Origin of the sequence: Hydrogenophaga sp. SL48 (assembly GCF_021729865.1) — a bacterium.
Lineage (GTDB): Bacteria > Pseudomonadota > Gammaproteobacteria > Burkholderiales > Burkholderiaceae_C > Hydrogenophaga.
In genome coordinates this window covers 937,378-956,522 of record NZ_CP063400.1, presented here as the reverse complement: position 1 = coordinate 956,522, position 19,145 = coordinate 937,378, and the positions used below count along the sequence as shown (strand labels likewise).

The 19,145-nt window shown below is 68.4% G+C and carries 20 protein-coding genes; 12 read left to right on the top strand and 8 right to left on the bottom strand.

Annotated features, from left to right (window positions below; all coding sequences use genetic code 11):
- Nucleotides 1–70: 70 nt before the first annotated feature.
- The 4 genes from IM738_RS04610 to IM738_RS04595 all read right to left on the bottom strand — a co-directional run bounded on the left by IM738_RS04610 (nt 71) and on the right by IM738_RS04595 (nt 3,259).
- Nucleotides 71–436, bottom strand: coding sequence for a hypothetical protein (locus IM738_RS04610; protein WP_236964714.1), 366 nt, complete (start codon nt 434–436; stop codon nt 71–73).
- 69 nt (nt 437–505) lie between these two features.
- Nucleotides 506–1,105: a nucleotidyltransferase domain-containing protein gene (locus IM738_RS04605; RefSeq protein ID WP_236964713.1), complete on the bottom strand. Its 600-nt coding sequence runs from the start codon at nt 1,103–1,105 to the stop codon at nt 506–508.
- A gap of 121 nt (nt 1,106–1,226) precedes the next feature.
- The gene (locus IM738_RS04600) at nt 1,227–2,282 is read right to left on the bottom strand and encodes a YeiH family protein (RefSeq protein WP_336886549.1); all 1,056 of its coding nucleotides are present in this window, start codon (nt 2,280–2,282) and stop codon (nt 1,227–1,229) included.
- Nucleotides 2,279–3,259 carry a tripartite tricarboxylate transporter substrate binding protein gene (locus tag IM738_RS04595; protein ID WP_236964712.1) on the bottom strand — a complete coding sequence of 327 codons (981 nt, stop codon included), beginning with the start codon at nt 3,257–3,259 and terminating at the stop codon, nt 2,279–2,281. The genes IM738_RS04600 and IM738_RS04595 overlap by 4 nt, the downstream gene beginning before the upstream one ends.
- 116 nt (nt 3,260–3,375) lie before the next feature.
- Between IM738_RS04595 and IM738_RS04590 the strand changes: the two genes are divergently transcribed.
- From IM738_RS04590 to IM738_RS04560, 7 genes are all read left to right on the top strand, one after another.
- On the top strand, nt 3,376–4,416 hold the full coding sequence (locus IM738_RS04590) for an AraC family transcriptional regulator (protein ID WP_236964711.1): 1,041 nt from the start codon (nt 3,376–3,378) through the stop codon (nt 4,414–4,416).
- A gap of 119 nt (nt 4,417–4,535) precedes the next feature.
- Nucleotides 4,536–5,516, top strand: coding sequence for a quinone oxidoreductase family protein (locus IM738_RS04585; RefSeq protein ID WP_236964710.1), 981 nt, complete (start codon nt 4,536–4,538; stop codon nt 5,514–5,516).
- Nucleotides 5,517–5,535: 19 nt separating this feature from the next.
- Nucleotides 5,536–6,384, top strand: a complete 849-nt coding sequence (locus tag IM738_RS04580; RefSeq protein WP_236964709.1) for a TauD/TfdA dioxygenase family protein — start codon at nt 5,536–5,538, stop codon at nt 6,382–6,384.
- 31 nt (nt 6,385–6,415) lie between these two features.
- Nucleotides 6,416–7,474, top strand: a complete 1,059-nt coding sequence (locus IM738_RS04575; RefSeq protein WP_236964708.1) for a 3-keto-5-aminohexanoate cleavage protein — start codon at nt 6,416–6,418, stop codon at nt 7,472–7,474.
- 59 nt (nt 7,475–7,533) lie between these two features.
- Nucleotides 7,534–8,532, top strand: a complete 999-nt coding sequence (locus IM738_RS04570) for a Bug family tripartite tricarboxylate transporter substrate binding protein (RefSeq protein WP_236964707.1) — start codon at nt 7,534–7,536, stop codon at nt 8,530–8,532.
- Between the two features lie 7 nt (nt 8,533–8,539).
- Nucleotides 8,540–8,962: a carboxymuconolactone decarboxylase family protein gene (locus IM738_RS04565; protein WP_236964706.1), complete on the top strand. Its 423-nt coding sequence runs from the start codon at nt 8,540–8,542 to the stop codon at nt 8,960–8,962.
- Nucleotides 8,944–9,534 carry an RBBP9/YdeN family alpha/beta hydrolase gene (locus tag IM738_RS04560; protein ID WP_236964705.1) on the top strand — a complete coding sequence of 197 codons (591 nt, stop codon included), beginning with the start codon at nt 8,944–8,946 and terminating at the stop codon, nt 9,532–9,534. Before IM738_RS04565 ends, IM738_RS04560 begins: the two co-directional genes overlap by 19 nt.
- Nucleotides 9,535–9,724: 190 nt before the next feature.
- Here IM738_RS04560 and ybaL read toward each other — a convergent pair whose 3' ends face one another.
- Nucleotides 9,725–11,413 (bottom strand): YbaL family putative K(+) efflux transporter, encoded by a 1,689-nt coding sequence (gene ybaL / locus IM738_RS04555; protein ID WP_236966249.1) that lies wholly within the window; start codon nt 11,411–11,413, stop codon nt 9,725–9,727.
- A gap of 207 nt (nt 11,414–11,620) precedes the next feature.
- Nucleotides 11,621–12,559: a LysR family transcriptional regulator gene (locus tag IM738_RS04550; RefSeq protein ID WP_336886548.1), complete on the bottom strand. Its 939-nt coding sequence runs from the start codon at nt 12,557–12,559 to the stop codon at nt 11,621–11,623.
- 90 nt (nt 12,560–12,649) lie between these two features.
- Here IM738_RS04550 and IM738_RS04545 point away from each other — a divergent pair, with 90 nt between their 5' ends.
- Both IM738_RS04545 and IM738_RS04540 read left to right on the top strand, forming a co-directional pair.
- Entirely contained in the window at nt 12,650–13,249 is a 600-nt protein-coding gene (locus tag IM738_RS04545; RefSeq protein ID WP_236964704.1) for an FMN-dependent NADH-azoreductase, read from the top strand.
- A 162-nt stretch (nt 13,250–13,411) separates the two neighbouring features.
- Nucleotides 13,412–14,296, top strand: a complete 885-nt coding sequence (locus IM738_RS04540; protein WP_236964703.1) for a pirin family protein — start codon at nt 13,412–13,414, stop codon at nt 14,294–14,296.
- Between the two features lie 14 nt (nt 14,297–14,310).
- On the opposite strand, the gene IM738_RS04535 is transcribed toward IM738_RS04540, so the two are convergent.
- A complete protein-coding gene (locus IM738_RS04535) occupies nt 14,311–15,243 on the bottom strand; it encodes a LysR family transcriptional regulator (RefSeq protein WP_236964702.1) in 933 nt (310 codons plus the stop codon).
- A 96-nt stretch (nt 15,244–15,339) separates the two neighbouring features.
- Between IM738_RS04535 and IM738_RS04530 the strand changes: the two genes are divergently transcribed.
- From IM738_RS04530 to IM738_RS04520, 3 genes are all read left to right on the top strand, one after another.
- The gene (locus tag IM738_RS04530) at nt 15,340–16,509 is read left to right on the top strand and encodes a mandelate racemase/muconate lactonizing enzyme family protein (RefSeq protein ID WP_236964701.1); all 1,170 of its coding nucleotides are present in this window, start codon (nt 15,340–15,342) and stop codon (nt 16,507–16,509) included.
- Between the two features lie 30 nt (nt 16,510–16,539).
- Nucleotides 16,540–17,514: a tripartite tricarboxylate transporter substrate-binding protein gene (locus tag IM738_RS04525; protein WP_236964700.1), complete on the top strand. Its 975-nt coding sequence runs from the start codon at nt 16,540–16,542 to the stop codon at nt 17,512–17,514.
- Nucleotides 17,515–17,627: 113 nt separating this feature from the next.
- Nucleotides 17,628–18,191, top strand: coding sequence for a hypothetical protein (locus IM738_RS04520; protein ID WP_236964699.1), 564 nt, complete (start codon nt 17,628–17,630; stop codon nt 18,189–18,191).
- A gap of 22 nt (nt 18,192–18,213) precedes the next feature.
- Here IM738_RS04520 and IM738_RS04515 read toward each other — a convergent pair whose 3' ends face one another.
- The gene (locus IM738_RS04515) at nt 18,214–19,143 is read right to left on the bottom strand and encodes a LysR substrate-binding domain-containing protein (protein ID WP_236964698.1); all 930 of its coding nucleotides are present in this window, start codon (nt 19,141–19,143) and stop codon (nt 18,214–18,216) included.
- Nucleotides 19,144–19,145 lie beyond the last annotated feature (2 nt).

Here is a 19,145-nt window from a genome sequence, read left to right as displayed (position 1 = left end):
TGCATGCAGTGCCACAGCACGTCACCGGGTTGTGCGACCGTTCCATGCAACCGCCCATCAGAGACCCCGCTCATGGCGCCAGCCCCTGTTTCACCAGAGCCGCCTTTTCCCTTTTGAACCATCGCCCTACCGCATCCAGAAAAGGGGACACCCAAGCGATGGCCTCGTCAAGTTCTTCAGGGTCCACGTTGAAGCCTGCCCGGTACTTGCGGTTGCGCCAGTCGCGCAAGGTGTCCAGCTCGTCCATACGCGCCTGAGTCAGGCCAATGGACGATGCAGTGCCTTCCAGAACCACTTGGTGATGACCTTTGTCGCTGGTCGCTCGCCAACCTTCGGCACACGCCACAGCCAGGCAAGCCATCAGCACGGCGTCCCACGCAGCGTCCATTCGGGTGCTGGCAGAAATCACCGTCTGCCTCGCGTCCTCCAGCTTCACGCTGGCCTGTTTGAGCCAATGCACGCGTCGTGCCCATTGGCGGGCTGACGCTTCAACGGCGCACCGGGCTCAGCCGCCAATGTTTGAAATGACCGCATCTTCCAAGCTCCCCAGCAAGGCGATCCGCGGACCCTGCACGATGTCCTGTGCAAAGCTCTCTCCCCCGCGAACCTGTTCAATGAATGCGTTGATGGTACTGGCCGTGGCGTGTACCGCACGGCCCAGGATTCGCCCTGCTGGCTTGAGGGCAGCGTTCACCTTCAGCTCGGACGCATTGCCCAGCACCAGTACATCCACGTCGCTGCCTGCACCGGCTTCACCCCGCGCCACGGAACCAAAAACCAAGGCCACAGCGACCCCTGGCACGGTGGCCAGAGCCTCCCGCAGCGTGCTGACCAACACACTGTCCTGCAGCATGAGCGTGACCAAGGGCTTCAATGCTGGATCGGTGCTAGCGTAGTAACGAGGCAAGCCATCTTGCTGCCGTCGCGTCACCAGACCAGCCGCCACCCAGCGCTTGAGCAACCTGGCCACACCGCCCGGATCAATGTCCGCCTCAGCCGCCAGCTCACGCTGCCCGAAGCCCCTGCCAGGCTCGGCAAACAAGGCCCGCAGGGCTCGAAAGCGGCCCACGCTGCCAAACACTTCCACCATTTGCAGTTCGTTCATGGCACGAATGTAGACGATTTATCTACGACGTAGTCAACTTGACTACACTGATGCCAATTTGACTACACACCACTGTCAACCGCCAGGTTCAGCGACGCGGTCGGGGTAGGGGCTCAGCCCGTCATCCCACCTGCGATTTCAGTAGAAGCAGCCCGTAGAACAGCGCAGCGAGAAACACGGTCTCCAGCACCATCAGCGCCACCGGTTTCCAGCCCACGGTGACGATGTCGCGCAGGTGGGTTTTCATGCCGATGGCGGCCATGGACGCGACCAGGAAGAACTGCGAAGCGCTCTGGCCGCCCTCCACCACCACCGCCGGCAACCAGCCCGTGCTGTTGAGCAGCATCAGCACCGCGAAGGCCACGGCGAACCAGGGCAGCAGCGGCGGGCGCGGGCCACCGGCGTCACCATCACCCTGCGCCCGCTGGTGCCGGCGCGCCAGCCAGGCCGCCAGCGCGATCACCGGCAGCAGCATCGCCACGCGCAAGAGCTTGACCAGCGTGGCCGCGTCGCCCGCTTCGTGCGACAGGCTGTAGCCCGCGCCCACCACCTGGGCCACGTCGTGGATGGTGCCGCCGATGAAGGTGCCCGCGTCCAGCGGCGAGAGGCCGAGCGCGTGCGTGATCGGCGGGTACAGGATCATGGCCAGCGTGGAGAGCGTGCTCACGCCGATCACGGTGAACAGCGTGGCGCGCTCCTTCAGCGGGTGCGCCGGCATCGCGGCCGACAGCGCCAGCGCGGCCGATGCGCCGCAAATCGCGACAGCGCCACCGGTGAGCAGGCCGAAGAACATCTGGAAGCCCATCAGCTTCGCGAGCACGATGCCCACGCCAATGGTCAGCGCCACGGCCAGCACCACCATCGCCACCGGCTCCCAGCCCAGCGCCATCACCTGGGTGGTCGTGATGCGCAGCCCCAGCAACGCCACGCCCAGGCGCAGCACCTGCCGGGCGGTGAAGTCGATGCCGGGGGCGCTGCGGCCCTCGGCCGAGAGGAAGTTGAGCGCCATGCCCAGCAGCAGCGCGAACAGCATCACCGGCGCGCCGTAGTGGCTGGCCAGCGCCATGGCGGCCACGGCCACGGTGGCGCTGAGGATCACGCCGGGCAGCCAGTGCGCCGCCTGGGCCTTGAGCCCGTCGCCCCCCGGTGTCATGGCCGATGGCACGGCGGTGCTCACGGGTTGAGCTTGATGTCGAAGCTCTTGACGATGGCCGCGTTGCGCTCGAAGTCGGCGCGCAGCGACTGCGCCATCTGCTCGGCGGTCTCGTCGCCGCCCGCGTCGAAGCCCGCGCCCTGCAGGCGGTCCCTGACCTTGGGAGCGGCGGCGGTCTTGTCCACCGCGGCGTTGATCTTCTGCACCACGGCCGACGGCACGCTGGTGGCCACGATGATGCCGACCCAGTTGCTGAAGTCGAGATCGGGGTAGCCCTGCTCGGCCAGCGTGGGCAGGTTGGGCAGGTGCGGCGAGCGCTTCTTCGACGCCACGCCGTAGGCCTGGACCTTGCCCCCTTCGATCATCTTCCTGGCCGTCGCCATGCCGTCGAACATCAGCGGGATCTGGCCACCCATGACCTGCACCAGCGCGGGCGGCGAGCCGGCGAAGGGCACGTGCTGCATGTCCAGCCCCGCCTTCTGGTTGAGGATCATGCCGGCGTAGTGCGAGCTGGTGCCCGCGCTGTAGGAGGCGAAGCTGACCGTGCCCGGGTGGGCCTTGACCCAGGCGATCACACCCTTGAGGTCCTTGGCCGGCACATTGGGCGCGCCGATCAGCACCATGCTGGCGCGGGCGATGGCGGTCACGGGCTTCACGTCTTTCAACGGGTCGAAGGCCGTCTTCATGACATGCGGAATCTCGGTCAGGATGTTGCTCGCCGTCATCATGATGGTGTTGCCATCGGCCGGCGCCGCCAGCATGGCCTGCACCGCGATCGCGCCGCCCGCCCCAGGCTTGTTCTCCACCACCACCGGCTGCCCGATGTCGGCCGCCAGCTGCTCGGCCACGATGCGGGCCACCACGTCCATGGTGCCGCCGGCGGGCGCAGGCACCACCATGCGCACCGGCTTGTCGGTCCATGCGTGGGCGGCGGGCAGCGCCAGCGCCAGGGCGGCGGCGCACACGGTGCGGCGAAGGGGAGAGAAGGAAAAGCGCGTCATGTGTTGTCTCCAGTGTGGTTCTCGGGCCATGGCTAGCACCCTGGGGCAAATACTAGGATTCGCCCTCCGTCTCTGCTTGCTTAATTGGGACAGCGATTTTCGATATTGGGACATTCATGGATTACCCCTACGTGCCCGTGGTGCGCAGCGCCAGCCTCAACGGCTACCTGGACCTGGCCCAGTCCGTCGGCCTCGATGCCCACGCCATGTTGCGCCGTGCCGGCCTGTCTCCCCGCAGCCTGGAGAACCCCGAAACCCCGCTGAGCACGGTGGCCGTGAGCGCGCTGATGGAGCACAGCGCGCAGGCCAGCGGCGTCGAAGATTTTGGGCTGCGGCTGGCCGCGCGGCGCCAGCTCAGCAACCTCGGGCCGATCAGCCTGGTGCTCAAGGAAGAGCCCACGGCGCGCGCCGCGCTGGACACCCTGTGCCGCTACCTGCGCCTGCTCAACGCCTCGCTGCTCACGCGCATCGAGGAACACGGCGACCGGCTGGTGATCCGCGAAGAGATCCTGGTCGAACAGACGGCCAGCACGCGCCAGTCGATGGAGCTGGCGGTGGGCGTGATGTTCCGCATCCTGCGCGAGCTGCTGGGCCTGCAGTGGAAGGCGGTGCGCGTGTGTTTCAACCACCGGCCACCGCGCGACGCCAAGGCGCACCGCGCCTTCTTCGGCACCACCGTGGACTTCAACAGCGAGTTCAACGGCATCGTCTGCCACACGGCCGACCTGCAGGCACCGATGGCGGGCCACAACCCGGAGATGGCGCGTTTCGCCCGCGAGTACCTGGACCGCGCGCTCTCGGGCCAGCACCAGAGCACCAAGGCCACCGTGCGCCAGCTGATCGCCGCGCTGCTGCCCGGCGGGCGCTGCACCTCGCAGCAGGTGGCGCAGCACCTGGGCGTGGACCGCCGCACCATCCACCGCCATCTCGCGAAGGAAGGCGAGAGCTTCGCCACGCTGCTGCAGTCGGTGCGCTCCGAGCTGGTGCTGCGCCAGGTGCGGGACAGCGACCTGCCGCTGGCCGAAGTGGCGCAGCTGCTGGGGTTCGCAGCACCGGCCGCGTTTTCGCACTGGTTCCGCCACACCTTCGGCTGCAGCGTGACGGCCTGGCGGACGCAGGAAAAGGCGAAAGCGGCGGTGCGTCAGGGTCAACCCTGACTGTCCCACATTCGCAAGCCATTGTCCCAATTTGACAAGCAGCGGATGGCGGTGACTCCTACGATGCGTTCCATGGCCCGGACACCCGGCGCCCCGAACACACGAAGGAGACAACCCCCATGGCCACTGCCATCCGCATGCACCGCACCGGCGGCCCCGAGGTGCTGGAGCTCGAACAGGTCGAGGTGGGCGAGCCCGGCCCGGGCCAGGTCCGGCTGCGCCACGCCGCCGTCGGCCTGAACTACGCCGACACCTATTTCCGCAACGGCACCTACCCCATGCCCCTGCCCGCCGGCATGGGCGTGGAAGCCGCAGGCGTGGTCGAGGCCATCGGCCCCGATGTCAACAACGTGGCGGTCGGCGACCGTGTCACCTACACCGGCTTCCTCAACACCCTGGGCGCCTACAGCACCGAGCGACTGATTCCGGCCGCACCGCTGATCCAGCTGCCGGATGGCATCGGCTTCGAGACCGCCGCCGCCATGACCATGCGCGGCCTGACCTCGGCCTACCTGATGCGGCGCATCCACCCGTTCAAGGCCGGCGACACGCTGCTGCTGCATGCGGCGGCGGGCGGCGTGGGTTTGATCGTGTCGCAATGGGCGCAGCTGCTGGGCATCACCGTGATCGGCACCGTGTCCACCGACGCCAAGGCCGAAGTCGCCAAAGCGCACGGCTGCACCCACACCATCAACTACAGCCACGAGGACGTGGCCGCGCGGGTCAAGGAACTCACCGGCGGCCAGGGCGTGGACGTGGTGTTCGACAGCGTGGGCAAGAGCACCTTCATGGCCTCGCTCGATTCGCTCAAGCGCCGCGGGCTGATGGTCTGCGTGGGCACGGCCAGCGGCCCCATCGACGGCTTCAACCCCAACCTGCTGGCCATGAAGGGCTCGCTCTACCTGACGCGCCCGGCGCTCGCCGACTACATCGCCGACCCGGCCGAGAAGGCCGAGCTGGCGGCCGAGGTGTTCGGCCACGTGGCCGCCGGCCGCATCCGCATCGAAGTGAACCAGCGCTACGCACTCGCCGACGCGCAACAGGCGCACCGCGACCTCGAATCGCGCCAGACCACCGGCTCGTCGGTGTTCGTGATCTGAACCGCCCGAGGAGACCACCATGAAGATCGAACCCCTCACCTGCGCCATCGGCGCACAGATCAGCGGCGTGAGCCTGGCCGACGCCGCGCGCGACGACGCGCTGTACGAAGAGATCAAGGCCGCGCTGCTCAGGCACAAGGTGCTGTTCCTGCGCGACCAGGACATCTCGCGCGCCGAGCACGTGGCCTTCGCGCGCCGCTTCGGCGAGCTGGAAGACCACCCGGTGGCCGGCAGCGACCCGGAACACCCCGGCCTGGTGCGCATCTACAAGACGCCCGACGCGCCCAACGACCGCTACGAAAACTCCTGGCACAGCGACGGCACCTGGCGCGAGGCGCCCGCCATGGGCTGCGTGTTGCGCTGCGTGGAGTGCCCGCCGGTGGGCGGCGACACGATGTGGGCCAACATGGCGCTGGCCTACGAGCGCCTGCCCGAACAGGTCAAGCAGCAGATTGCCGGCCTGCGCGCACGCCACAGCATCGAATGCAGCTTCGGCGCGGCCATGCCGATCGAACGCCGCCTGGCGCTCAAGGCCCAGTTCCCCGACGCCGAACACCCGGTCGTGCGCACCCACCCCGAGACCGGCGAGAAGGTGCTGTTCGTCAACGGCTTCACCACCCACTTCACGAACTACCACACACCGGAGAACGTGCGCTATGGGCAGGACTTCACGCAGGGCACCTCGGGCCTGCTGCAGTACCTGATCAGCCAGGCCGCGATCCCCGAATACCAGGTGCGCTGGCGCTGGCAGCCCAACAGCGTCGCCATCTGGGACAACCGCACCACCCAGCACTACGCGGTGATGGACTACCCGCCCTGCCACCGAAAGATGGAGCGCGCCGGCATCGTCGGCACGCCCACGTTCTGAACCTTCTTCAACTTTTTTTGCGGAGCCCCCCATGAACTTCCTTGACGGCCACCTGTTCCCCGAAAACCAGCAACCCCTGGTCATCACCGCCGCCCCCTACGCACCCTCGTGGCTGCCCTCCGACTTCCCGGGCGAGATCGCCGTGACGATGGAGGAGCAGATCCAGAAAGCGGTGGATTGCTACAACGCGGGCGCCACCGTGCTGCACCTGCACGTGCGTGAACTCGATGGCAAAGGCAGCAAGCGCCTGTCCAAGTTCAACGAGCTGATCGCCGGCGTGCGCGCCCGCGTGCCCGACATGATCATCCAGGTGGGCGGCTCGATCAGCTTCGCACCCGAGACCGACGGCGCCGCCGCCAAATGGCTCAGCGACGACACGCGCCACATGCTGGCCGAGCTGGACCCCAAGCCCGACCAGGTGACGGTGACCATCAACACCTCGCAGATGAACATCCTGGAGCAGTTCGACTTCCGCGACATCCAGGGCTCGTCGATGGAAGACCCGGTGGTCTTCAACGCCTACAAGGAGATGACGGTGCCGGCCCAGCCTGGCTGGGCCGAGGAGCACATCCGGCGCCTCTCGGCCGCCGGCATCCAGAGCGCCTTCCAGTGCTACAACATCAACAGCTTCGAGTCGGTGGAGCGCCTGATGCGTCGGGGCATCTACAAGGGTCCGCTGGTGATGAACTGGGTGGCCATCGGCGGCGGCATGGACGTGCCCAACATCTACAGCCTGGCCAACTTCGTGCGCGCCGTGCCCGACGGCGCCATGCTGACGGTGGAAAGCTCGGTGCTCAACGTGCTGCCCGTCAACATGATGGGCATTGCCATGGGCCTGCACGTGCGCACAGGCACGGAGGACAACCTCTGGAACCAGGACCGCAGCGCCAAGATCGGCACCGTGGCGCAGATCGAGCAGCTGGTGCGCATCTCGCGCGAATTCGGCCGCCCCATCGCCACGGCGCAGCAGGCGCGCGCGATCTGCAAGATCGGCGTGTTCTACGACAGCGTGGAGGAGACGCTGGCCGCCAACGGTTTCGCGCCCAACCGCAACGGCGGCCAGCAGGGTTACCTGCGCAAGGTGGCCTGAGCCGGTGCCACCGGCATCGACCGATCAAAACCCTTTGTAGACCTCCTCAGCAGACCCTCATGATCTTCAAACCCACTTCCTCATCTTTCCCTCGCCGGACCCTGCTTCTGGCCTCGCTGCTGGTCCTGCCCTGCGCCCAGGTGGCGGCCCAAGGCGCGTGGCCCAGCCGGCCGATCCGCATCGTCGTCCCCGCGCCGGCCGGCGGCGCGTCCGACATGATCGCGCGCACCGTGGCGGAGAGCGTTCGCAAAAGCACGAACCAGACGGTCCTGGTCGACAACAAGCCCGGGGCGGGCGGCATCCTGGCGGTCGAGAGCATGCTGGGTGCGCCCCGCGACGGCCACACCTTCGTGCTGTCGCCCAACTCCCTGGTGACGGAAAACCCGCACAGCTACAAGTTCCGCTTCGACCCCTTCAAAGATCTGACCCCGGTCGCCGAGGTGGCCTCCGTCGCGCTGGTGCTGGTGGCCGACCCTTCCCTGCCGGTCACCCACCTCGGCGAGATGGTGGCCTACGTGAAAGCGCACCCGGGCAAGACCTCCTACGCGTCCTACAGCCCGGGAACGCTGTCGCACCTCAAGGGCATGCAGTTCAGCAAGGTCGCGGGGCTGGACATGGAGCACGTGGGTTACAAGGGGTCCCCGCCCGCCTTGCAGGATCTCATGGGCGGCCAGGTGCAGTTCATGTTCGACGGCATGGGCACCTCGTTGCCCCTGATCAAGAGTGGCAAGGTGCGCGCGCTGGCCGTCACCTCGGCCAGGCGTTCGCCCCACCTGCCCGACGTGCCCACGTTGGCGGAAGCCGGTTTCCCCGAGCTGAGCCAGACCATGGGCACCACGATCTGGTCCACGCCCGACGTTCCACAGGACATCCGCGACAGGTTCCGCCAGGAGCTGATCAAGGCGATCACGACGCCCTCGGTGAAGAGCCAGTTCGGCGCCCTGGGCATGGAGGTTGGCAACCCGGCTCAAACCGTTCCCGAGCTGGAGAAGTCGCACCGGCAAGACAACGAAAGCACCGGCCGGATGCTGCGTTCGATCAACTACAAGCCCGCTTGAGACCCCCATGAGCCACCCCACCTCCGCCGCCCCGGCCTCCTGCGCCACACCGGTCAGCGACGAACTGCGCGCCAGTGGCTACTGGAACCCGGAGTGGGACAGCTTCGCCGAACTCGACCCGCTGTGGACCGAAAAATTCCTCGACATGGCCATGCACCCCATGCGCAAGGCCCTGATCGAACCCAAGGTCTGGGAGTTCATTTCCATTGCGGTGGACGCCTCCTGCACGCACATGTACGGCCCGGGCACACGGCGCCACATTCGCCGCGCGCTCGAGCTGGGAGCCACCCAGGAGGAGATTGCGGCGGTGCTCCAGGGCGTGAGCGTGCTCGGCCTGCATGCCAGCAGCCTGGGTGCGCCCATGCTGCTGGAGGAAGTGGCCCGCCACCAGGCCAAGGCATCGGCAAGGCCATGCCCAGGAACCCTGTGATGGTGCAGGCCAACGCCCGGTCCACCATCGTCATCGTGCCCGGCCTGCGCGACCATGTCGCGCAGCACTGGCAGACCCTGCTGGCGGCCGAGCTGCCCGGCTGCGTCACGGTGGCGCCGATGGGGCGTGAGAACCTGGACCGCCAGGCCCGGGTGAACGCGCTGGAAGCGGCGGTGGCCTCGGTCGACGGCACGGTGCTGCTGGTCGCGCACAGCGGCGGCTGCATCACCGTGGCGCACTGGGCCGCAACGACCCAGCGGGCGGCCCGTGTGAGGGGCGCCCTCCTGGCCACGCCACCGGACTTCGACACCCCGATGCCCGAGGGCTACCCGGACACGGCCGCGCTGCGTGCCGCGGGCTGGTTCCCGGTGCCGCGCGCCCCGCTGCCATTCCCCAGCCGGGTCGCACTCAGCGAGAACGACCCGCTGGGCCGGCCGGACCGTGTGCGGGAGCTGGCCCGGGACTGGGGCAGCCGCGTGGTCGACCTGGGACAGGCGGGTCACCTCAACCCCGCCTCGGGCCATGGCCCGTGGCCGCAGGCCCGGGTGCTGATGGCCGATCTGGACCGCTGACTGGCACGGGCTGGTGCGCATGGCCGCCGCCGTGGCAGCCATCCCCATCCTCACCACCTTCCTGGCCTGGCGGCAGCGCACCGAGCGGCGCGACCTGACGCGGCTTGGTGCGCTGGCCGGCATCGGCCACGCCGGCGCGGCCGTGCTGTGGATCGACCGACGCGGATGCGCAGGCGCTGAACCGCGCCGCTCAGGCCCCGCGCCCCGCCATCACGTGGCGCACCATCGCCTCGGCCAGCTCGGCCTCGCCGAGAAACACGTGGCCGGCCCCGTCGTCGCGCAGGCGCTGCGCCTCTTCTTCGTTGTGCGAACGCACCGCGACCTCGATGCCAGGGTTGAGGGTGCGCGCGGTGTCGATCATGGGCCGCGCCGCCATGGTGTCGGGCGTGGCGATCACCAGCATGCGGGCGCGCGCCACGTGCGCCTGCACCAACACCGCCGGGTCGGCGGCATCGCCATAGACCGCCGCAATGCCCTGCCCGCGCAGCCGCTCGACGATCTCGCGGTTCTGTTCGGCCACCACGAAAGGCTGCTGTGCCTGCGTGAGCGCCTGCGCGATGCGGCGCCCCACCCGGCCGTAACCGACCAGCACCACCTGGCGCGACAGGAAGCGCTCTTCCGTGGCGGTGGGCAGCTCGGCCAGCGGGTCGTCTCGTTCCTCCAGCTGGCGGACGAATCCGGAGCGCGCGCGCAGGAAAGCCTGAACCGGCGCGATGGCCTTGAACAGCAGCGGGTTGACCGCGATCGAGATCAGCGCGCCCGCCAGCACCAGGCTCTGCCCTTCGGGCGGCAGCAGCCCGAGCGCGGCGCCCAGGCCGATCAGGATGAACGAGAACTCGCCGATCTGGGCCAGGCTGGCCGAGACCGTGAGCGCGGTGTTGAGCGGGTAACGCAGCGCGATCACCAGCAAGGCCGCCGCCAGCGACTTGCCCAGCAGGATGATGGCCACCACGGCCAGCACCTGCAGGGGCCGCTCGACCAAGACCGACGGGTCGAACAGCATGCCCACCGACACGAAGAACAGCACCGCGAAGGCGTCGCGCAGCGGCAGCGACTCTTCGGCCGCGCGGTGACTGAACTCCGACTCGCGCAGCACCATGCCGGCGAAGAAGGCCCCGAGCGCGAACGACACACCGAACAGCGCGGCCGACGCGAACGCGATGCTCACCGCCGCCGCCACCACGCACAGCGTGAACAGCTCGCGCGAACCGGTGCGCGTGACCTGCCAGAGCACCCAGGGAAACAGCCGCCGCCCCACCACCAGCATCAGCGCCACGAAACCGCCCACCTGCAGCAGCGTCACGCCCAGGGTCTGCCAGATCGACACGTCGCTGCCGGCCGGCTGCGTGCCGCCGAGAAAGCCCGCCAGCGGCGGCAGCAGCACGAGCACCAGCACCATCGCCAGGTCCTCGACCACCAGCCAGCCCACCGCGACGCGCCCGGTGAAGGAGTCCAGGATGCCCAGGCTTTCCAGCGCGCGCAGCAGCACCACCGTGCTCGCCACCGACAGCGAGATGCCGAACACCAGCGCCGACCCCATGCCCCAGCCCCACCAGACCGCCAGCCCCATGCCCATGAGCGTGGCCACCACCATCTGCACCACCGCGCCGGGCAGCGCGATCTTGCGCACCGAGAGCAGGTCGTCGAGCGAGAAGTGCAGGCCCACGCCGAACATCAGCAGCATCACGCCGATCTCGGCCAGCTGCGCCGCGATCGCTGCGTCGGCCACGAAGCCCGGCGTGAACGGGCCGATCACCACGCCCGCGAGCAGGTAACCCACGAGCGCCGGCAGGCGCAGCTTCGTGGCCAGGAAGCCGAAGATCAGCGCCAGGCCCAGGCCGGCGGCGATGGTGTTGATGAGGGAGATGTTGTGCGGCATGGTCGGGTCCTGTTCGTCCTGAGGGCGGGCAGCGGCGCTGGCCATTGGGGGTCATGGGGGGCCTGCGGGAGCGGGCGATGCCAGTGTGCGGCCCACCGGCCCTGGCGTGAGGGGCGGCACACGGCAACCCCAATATAAATGCCCACCATGCCCGCCCGGTGACGGCACCCTGGATACCCGTCGCCGAGCCCGCGAAGGGCGGCCGGATCAGGCCAGCGGCGGCTCGCTGCAGCCCCGCAGCGCCACCTGCAGCATGTCGACGAACGCCCGTGTCTTGGCCGGCATGAGCTTGCGCCCCGGGTACACCGCCCAGGCGGTGCTGGTGGGCAGGTCCCAGCCGGGCAGCACGCGGCGCAGCGCGCCGGCGCGCACGTCGGCCACGGCATAGTGGTCGGGCACAGCGGCGATGCCGGCGCCCGCGCTGGCCAGGCGGATCAGCATCTCGGGCGAGTTGGCGCTGACGCGGCCGGCGGGCACACCCGTCCAGCGCTGCTCGCCCTGCAGCAGCGTCCAGCCGGCGGCTTCGCCGTTGCCACGCATCAGGCGCACGGCCGCGTGGCCGGCCAGGTCGTCCGGGGTCTGCGGGTCACCGTGTTCGGCCAGGTAGCCGGGCGAGGCGTACAGGCCGTGGGTGAATACCGCCAGCTTGCTGGCCACGAGCAAGGCGTCGTCGGCCAGGTCGCCCATGCGGATCGCCACGTCAAACCCCTCGCCCAGCAGGTCCACCCGCCGGGGCGAGAGGTCCAGTTCCAGCGAAATCGCGGGGTGCAGCGCCATGAAGGCGGCCAGGCTGTCCACCAGCACCATGTTGGCGAAGTCGCCCGGCATGGACACGCGCAGCCGCCCGCTGGGCGCGGCCTGGCGCTGCTCGCGCAGCAGGCCCACGGCGTCCAGCTCGGCCACCACCTGGCGCGCGTGCTCCAGCAGCTGCAGGCCGAACTCGGTGAGGGTCTGGCGGCGCGTGGTGCGCAGCAGCAGGCGCTCGCCCATGCGCTGCTCCAGCGCGGCCAGCCGGCGCGACACGGTGGATTTGGGCAGGCCCAGGCGCTCGGCCGCACGGCTGAAACTGCCCAGTTCGGCCACGCGCGCAAAGATCAGCAGGTCGTTGGGGTCGATGCCGGTTTCGGCGCTTGATTGTTCCATCATGGCAACAATCATATCCATTTCAAGGGATTTTCAAGGTGATTGGTGCGCCTTAAAGTCACTCCATCGACTCACCCTTCCAAGGAATCCACCATGAACATCCTGCAAATCAACGCCAGTGCCCGCCGCGAAGGCGCCAACTCCACCAAGGTCGCCAACAGCGTGGTGGAGCGCCTGAAGGCCTCGAACCCCGCCGCCACGTTCACCCTGCGCGACCTGGCCGTGACCCCGCACCCGGTGCTGGACGAAGCCGCCCTGGGCGCCCTGTTCACCCCGGCCGAGCAGCGCAGTCCCGAGCAAGCCGCCCGCGTGGCGCTGGACGACGCGCTGATCGCCGAGATCCAGGCGCACGACACCATCGTGCTGGGCGTGCCCATGTACAACTTCGGCGTGCCGGTGCAGCTCAAGGCCTGGATCGACGCGATTGCCCGCGCCGGCACCACCTTCCGCTACACCGCGACCGGCCCCGAAGGCCTGCTCAAGGGCAAGACCGTTTATGTCGCCCTGGCGCGCGGCGGCCTGTACCGCGACACGCCGAACGACTCGCAGGTACCTTACCTGAAGGCCGTGCTGGGCTTCCTGGGCCTGACCGACCTGCGCTTCATCTACGCCGAAGGCCTGAACATGGGCCCGGAAGCGGCTGCCAAGGGCTTTGCGCAAGCCGAACAGGACATCGAAGCGGCGTTGAATTGACCCACCCCCGCCGCGCTGCGCGCGCCCCCCTCAAGGGGGCAACGCGAGTGGCCCGGCAAAGCCGGTTCCACCGCGTTCTGGGTGGACCCATTTCGCGCCGGAGCGGTTGCTGACCCACCGCACGCGCTGCGCGTCCCGCCCCCACTTCACAAGGAGACTGCCATGACCACCACCCTCATCACCCCCAGCGTCCAGCAAGCACGCCGCGTGGAGCGGCTGATCGCGGGGCAGCCCACGTCCGACGGCGCGGGCGTCAAGCTCACCCGCGTGCTCACGCAAGACCTGCAGCGCCGGCTCGACCCGTTCCTGATGCTCGATGCCTTTGGCAGCGACAACCCCGACGACTACATCGCCGGCTTCCCCGACCACCCGCACCGCGGCTTCGAGACCATCACCTACATGATCGCGGGCCGCATGCTGCACCGCGACAGCGCCGGGAATGAGGGCCTGCTGGAGAACGGCGGCGTGCAGTGGATGACGGCGGCGAAGGGCGTGATCCACTCCGAAATTCCGCAGCAGGAAGCGGGCGTGATGGAAGGCTTCCAGCTCTGGCTGAACCTGCCCGGGCGCGACAAGATGAATCCGCCCTGGTACCGCGATTTCAAGAACACCGAGCTGCCGCAGTTCACCACGCCCGAGGGTGTGAGCGTGACCGTGATCGCCGGTGACAGCCATGGCGTGGGCGGCGCCGTGACGCGCGAGACCACCGCGCCGGTGTACCTGGACCTGCACCTGCCCAGCGGCGCTTCGTTCGCGCAGGCCCTGCCCGCCGGGCACAACGCCTTCGTCTACGTGTACCGGGGCGAAGTGAGCATCGGCGGCCAGCGCGTGCCGGCCGGCCGCATGGCCCTGCTCGCCAACACCGCCGGCAGCGACGGCGTGGTGATCGAGGCCGGCAGCGAAGCGAAAGCCCTGCTGATCGCCGGCCGCCCGCTGAACGAGCCCATCGCGCAGTACGGCCCGTTCGTGATGAACACGAAGGATCAGATCTACCAGGCGCTGAACGACTTCCGCGACGGGCGGTTGGGCGAAGAGGCGCGGGCCTGAACGGCCTGACCGTCCTACCCCTGCGGCGCGACCGACGGCGTGGGATCGGCCTGCCGCGACGCGGCGTGCCAGAACACCTCGGCCGCCGGCCCGAGCGCCCGCTTGTCCCGGAACAGGCGGATGTCCAGGGCCAAGTCCCATTCGGTTGAACCCACCTTCACCAGACGACCGGCGGCCATGTCATCGGCCACCAGCGTCATGGGCAGCCATGCGATGCCCCGTCCGCCCAGGGCCATGGTCCGGAGCACCGAGGCCAGGTGCGCGGTGAACGTGGTCTGCAGGTTGAAGTGCGCCAACCGCTCCCCGCTGGCTTCGCGAAGCATCCGCCCCAGCCCCGACTCGTCGCTGTAGGCCAGCAGCGGCGCGCCCCGCGCGCTGTCCGGCTCCAGGGCATGGGCCACCCGTCCCTGGGCATCGACGCCCGACACGGGCACCAGGGTGTCGCTACCCACCACCAGCGACGGATAGCCGGCGGTCTCCAGCGGCCCACGGGTGCCCCGGTGGGCATGGCTCAGGATGAAGTGCACCTTGCTGTCCTGCAGCAGCGACTCGCAGCGGTGCATCACGTCGGACACCAGCTGCACCGGGCCCACCGCCAGCTGCGATTCGAGGCCACGCAACCAGCCCGGCATGAAGGTGAACGACAGCGCGTGCGTCGCTGCGAACTTCAGCGTGGATGCGCTGGCCTCGGCAATGGACTGCGCCTCGCCCGGCAGGCGCGCCACCTGCGCCAGCAGGCCTTGCGCCACACCCCTGAACCATTCCCCCGCCTCGGTCAGGCGCGCCGGCTGCGAGCTGCGGTCGAACAGTTCAACCCCCAGCCACTCCTCCAGTGCACGGATGCGCCGGCTGAACGCGGGCTGCGTCATGTGCCGGTCTTCGGCCGCACGGGAGAAATTTCCGGTGGCCGCCAGGGCCCCGAAATCGTCCAGCCAGGAGAGGTTCATGGGCGGTGCTTTGAAAGCATTGAAGCAGAGAAAAACAGCATTGGTCAGCGCGCTTGGATTCCGAAATCATAGGCCCTCTTCTTTCTGGAGCCCCTCATGAAAATCGTTGAAATCAGAGAAAAAACCCTGCCCATCAGCTCGCCCATCCGCAACGCCTACATCGACTTCAGCAAGATGACGCTGAGCCTGGTGGCCGTGATCACCGACGTGATCCGCGACGGCCAACCGGTGGTCGGCTACGGCTTCAACTCCAACGGCCGCTACGGCCAGGGCAAGCTCATGCGCGAGCGCTTCATCCCGCGCGTGATGGAGGCCAACCCCGATGCGCTGATCGACGACAGCGGCAAGAACCTGGACCCGCACAAGATCTGGAACACCATGTTCACGAACGAAAAGCCGGGCGGTCACGGCGAGCGTTCGGTGGCCATCGGCACCATCGACATGGCGGTCTGGGACGCCGTGGCCAAGATCGAAGGCGTGCCGCTGTTCCAGCTGCTGGCCAACCGCTACGGCAACGGCCAGGCCAACCGCAAGATCTTCGTCTACGCCGCCGGTGGCTACTACTACCCGGGGCAGGACCACAAGAAGCTGCAAGACGAGATGCGCAGCTACATCGACCGCGGCTACACCGTGGTCAAGAAGAAGATCGGCGGCGCCTCGCTCGACGAAGACCTGCGCCGCATCGACTCGATCATGGAGGTGCTGCAGGACGGCCAGAAATTGTGCGTGGACGCCAACGGCCGCTTCGATCTGGACACCGCGATCCAGTACGCCAAGGCACTTTCGCAGTACGACCTGTTCTGGTACGAAGAGCCGGGCGACCCGCTCGACTACGAGCTGCAGGCGGCCCTGCGCAACTACTACAAGAACCCCATGGCCACCGGCGAAGACCTGTTCTCTATGCAGGACGCGCGCAACCTGATCCGCTACGGCGGCATGCGCCCCGACCGCGACTGGCTGCAGTTCGACTGCGCGCTGAGTTACGGCCTCGTGGAGTACCTGCGCACGCTGGACATGCTGAAGGAACACGGCTGGTCGGCCAGCCGCTGCATCCCCCACGGTGGGCACCAGATGTCGCTGAACATCGCGGCCGGCCTGGGCCTGGGCGGCAACGAGAGCTACCCCGACCTGTTCCAGCCCTTCGGCGGTTTCCCGGACGGCGTGAAGGTCGAGGGTGGCCACGTCACCCTGCCCGACCACCTGCCCGGCATCGGCTTTGAAGGTAAGGCCGATCTGTTCAAGGAAATGCAGGCGCTCTCCGCCTGATTCGTTCTGTTCCACCCGCAGGAGACAACCATGAAGATTCAGCAACTGTGTTCCGTCGCCGTGCTGGCGGCCCTGTCCACCGCCGCCCTGGCCGAGTTCCCCGACAAACCGGTGGTGCTGGTCGTGCCCTTCGCGGCCGGCGGCCCCAGCGACAAGATCGCCCGGGACCTGGCCGAGGCCATGCGCAAGACCCTGCCGCAGCCCGTGGTCGTGGAGAACGCGGCGGGCGCCGGTGGCACCATCGGCGTGGCCAAGGTGGCCCGGTCCAGTGCCGACGGCCACACCCTGCTGGTGCACCACATCGGCATGGCCACCGCGCCCGCGCTGTACCGCAAGCTCAGCTACCAGATGCCGGACGACTTCGAGTACCTGGGGCTGATCAACGAGTCGCCGTCCACGGTGATCACACGACCGACCATGGAGGCCAGGAACTTCGGCGAGTTGCGGCAGTGGATCGCGGCCAATCCGGGCAAGGTGAACCTGGCGCACGCGGGCCTGGGATCGGCCTCGCACCTGTGCGGCCTGATGCTGCAGAGCGCGCTCAAGGCGGACATGACCACCATCGCCTACAAGGGCACGGCGCCCGCCATGACCGATCTCTTGGGCGGTCAGGTGGACATCATGTGCGACCAGGCCACCAACGCGGTGCCGCAGATCGAGGCCGGCAAGGTGAAGCTGTACGCCGTCACCAGCGCACAGCGTTCGAAGCAGCCGGCCATTGCCAGCGCGCCCACGCTGAGCGAAGCGGGCCTGCCCGGTTTCAACGTCTCGATCTGGCACGGTCTCTACGCGCCCAAGGGCACGCCCGCCGCGGTGCTGGGCAAACTCAATGGCGCGCTGCGAGCGGCCCTGAAAGATCCGGACTTCGTGAAGAAGCAGGAAGCGCTGGGCGTGTCGGTGGTGAACGACGGCCGTCTGGAGGCCGGCGGGCACAAGAAGTTTGTGGAAGACGAAATGGCCCGCTGGTCGGTCGTCATCAAGGCGGCGGGGCAATACGCCGACTGACACCCCGTTCCCGGGTCCAGATCACACCGCCATGGCGGCGCGCAGGCCGCGGTGGCGGCCAACGCAGGCGGCCCGGGAACGGGGCGCCATCGGTCGAGGCGACAATGCCGGGCATGCGCGCGAACCCGGCTTCCTCCGCCACCCTGTGCCTTCTGACCCTGGCCCTGGTCAGCGGCGGCACGCACGCAGCGGCACCGCTCTGGCAGCGGGACCTGAAATGCACCAGCGAAAAGAGCGAACGCGCAAGGGTGATCTGCCGGGCGATGGAAAAGGAGATGCAGTGGGCAGGCACTGGCCACGCGATGCCCGGCCTGCCGTCGTTCCAGGTCACCTTCAACACCGTCGCCCGCGTGTTCTGCCGCTTGCCCATCCGCCCTGAAGACACCCCGACCCTGGTCGAGATGGGCCTCTGGCACCGTTACGCGGCCACCGACAGCAGCCTGCGCGCCGCCCAGCGGAGCCGAGGGACCACCTTCCTGCTGGCCTTGCTCGGCGATGCCGGCCACGCCCACTACCCGACGATGGACACCCTCCAGAAGCCCCAGGCGTGGATGACGGACAGGGAGATCGAATCGCTCCGGCGCGAGATCACGGACATGACGGACCACCCGGCCAGCCTGTTCAGCCCCCGCTCTCCCGAGTACCTGCTCAAGGGTGGCTGCCAGTCGGTGCCCTGAACGCCCGCGTCGGGTCTCTCCGCTACCCCTTGCTGCCGCCCGGCTGCTGCGCAAACGACAGCGCCACGAAGTCCACGAACGCCCGCACCCGCGCCGCGAGCTGGTGGCGCTGCGGGTAGACGGCGTAGATGTCGGCGTCGGGGGTGAAGTACATCGGCAGCACCTGCACCAGCCGCCCGCTGGCCAGGTGGCGCTGGATGTCCCACTCGGCGCGCATGAGGATGCCGTGGCCGTCCAGCGCCCAGTTCACCGCGATCTCGCCGTCGTTGGTGGTGAGGTTGCCGCGGGTCTTGATGGCCTCGGTGCTCGCGTTCTTGCCGCGCCCGCTGGACAGGCGCCACAGGCCATACGCCTCTTCGCCCTGGCGAATGCCGATGCAGTTGTGTTTGACCAGGTCGTTCGGCACCTTGGGCGTGCCGTGTTGCTTCAGGTAGGCCGGTGAGGCACAGAGCAGGCGCCGGTTGGGTGCGATATGGCGGGCGATCACACGCGCGTCGGGCGGCGCGCCGAAGCGCATGCAGACATCAAAGGCATCGTCGGTGAGCGCGGGCGGGTTCACCGAGAGTTGCAGCTGCACCTCCACCTGCGGGTACTGGCGCACGAAGCGCGAGATCAGCGGCGCCACGTGACTGCGGCCAAATCCCAGCGTGGCGTTCACGCGCAGCAGGCCCTTGGGCGTGGCCTTGGACACGCCCAGCAGTTCCTGCATGCCATCGATCTCGCCGAGGATGCGGCGCGCATGCTCCAGGTAGAGTTCACCCTCGGGCGTCATGCTCATGCGCCGGGTGGTGCGGTTCACCAGCGACACGCCCACGCGCGCCTCCATCTGCGCCAGATGCTTGCTCACTGCGGGCGTGGTGATGCCGAGTTCACGCGCCGCCGCGCTCAGGCTGCCGGCGCCGGCCAGCACGGAGAAGAAGCCCAGGTCGGCGGGCTGGATGGGGTGGCTCATGG

Bases quoted from the DNA above. Each gene is read 5' to 3' on its own strand.
- IM738_RS04605 (WP_236964713.1), bottom strand. From the start codon at position 1,105: ATGAACGAACTGCAAATGGTGGAAGTGTTTGGCAGCGTGGGCCGCTTT.
- IM738_RS04595 (WP_236964712.1), bottom strand. From the start codon at position 3,259: ATGACGCGCTTTTCCTTCTCTCCCCTTCGCCGCACCGTGTGCGCCGCC.
- IM738_RS04590 (WP_236964711.1), top strand. From the start codon at position 3,376: ATGGATTACCCCTACGTGCCCGTGGTGCGCAGCGCCAGCCTCAACGGC.
- IM738_RS04585 (WP_236964710.1), top strand. From the start codon at position 4,536: ATGGCCACTGCCATCCGCATGCACCGCACCGGCGGCCCCGAGGTGCTG.
- IM738_RS04580 (WP_236964709.1), top strand. From the start codon at position 5,536: ATGAAGATCGAACCCCTCACCTGCGCCATCGGCGCACAGATCAGCGGC.
- IM738_RS04575 (WP_236964708.1), top strand. From the start codon at position 6,416: ATGAACTTCCTTGACGGCCACCTGTTCCCCGAAAACCAGCAACCCCTG.
- IM738_RS04570 (WP_236964707.1), top strand. From the start codon at position 7,534: ATGATCTTCAAACCCACTTCCTCATCTTTCCCTCGCCGGACCCTGCTT.
- IM738_RS04565 (WP_236964706.1), top strand. From the start codon at position 8,540: ATGAGCCACCCCACCTCCGCCGCCCCGGCCTCCTGCGCCACACCGGTC.
- IM738_RS04560 (WP_236964705.1), top strand. From the start codon at position 8,944: ATGCCCAGGAACCCTGTGATGGTGCAGGCCAACGCCCGGTCCACCATC.
- ybaL (WP_236966249.1), bottom strand. From the start codon at position 11,413: ATGCCGCACAACATCTCCCTCATCAACACCATCGCCGCCGGCCTGGGC.
- IM738_RS04550 (WP_336886548.1), bottom strand. From the start codon at position 12,559: ATGATGGAACAATCAAGCGCCGAAACCGGCATCGACCCCAACGACCTG.
- IM738_RS04545 (WP_236964704.1), top strand. From the start codon at position 12,650: ATGAACATCCTGCAAATCAACGCCAGTGCCCGCCGCGAAGGCGCCAAC.
- IM738_RS04540 (WP_236964703.1), top strand. From the start codon at position 13,412: ATGACCACCACCCTCATCACCCCCAGCGTCCAGCAAGCACGCCGCGTG.
- IM738_RS04535 (WP_236964702.1), bottom strand. From the start codon at position 15,243: ATGAACCTCTCCTGGCTGGACGATTTCGGGGCCCTGGCGGCCACCGGA.
- IM738_RS04530 (WP_236964701.1), top strand. From the start codon at position 15,340: ATGAAAATCGTTGAAATCAGAGAAAAAACCCTGCCCATCAGCTCGCCC.
- IM738_RS04525 (WP_236964700.1), top strand. From the start codon at position 16,540: ATGAAGATTCAGCAACTGTGTTCCGTCGCCGTGCTGGCGGCCCTGTCC.
- IM738_RS04520 (WP_236964699.1), top strand. From the start codon at position 17,628: ATGCGCGCGAACCCGGCTTCCTCCGCCACCCTGTGCCTTCTGACCCTG.
- IM738_RS04515 (WP_236964698.1), bottom strand. From the start codon at position 19,143: ATGAGCCACCCCATCCAGCCCGCCGACCTGGGCTTCTTCTCCGTGCTG.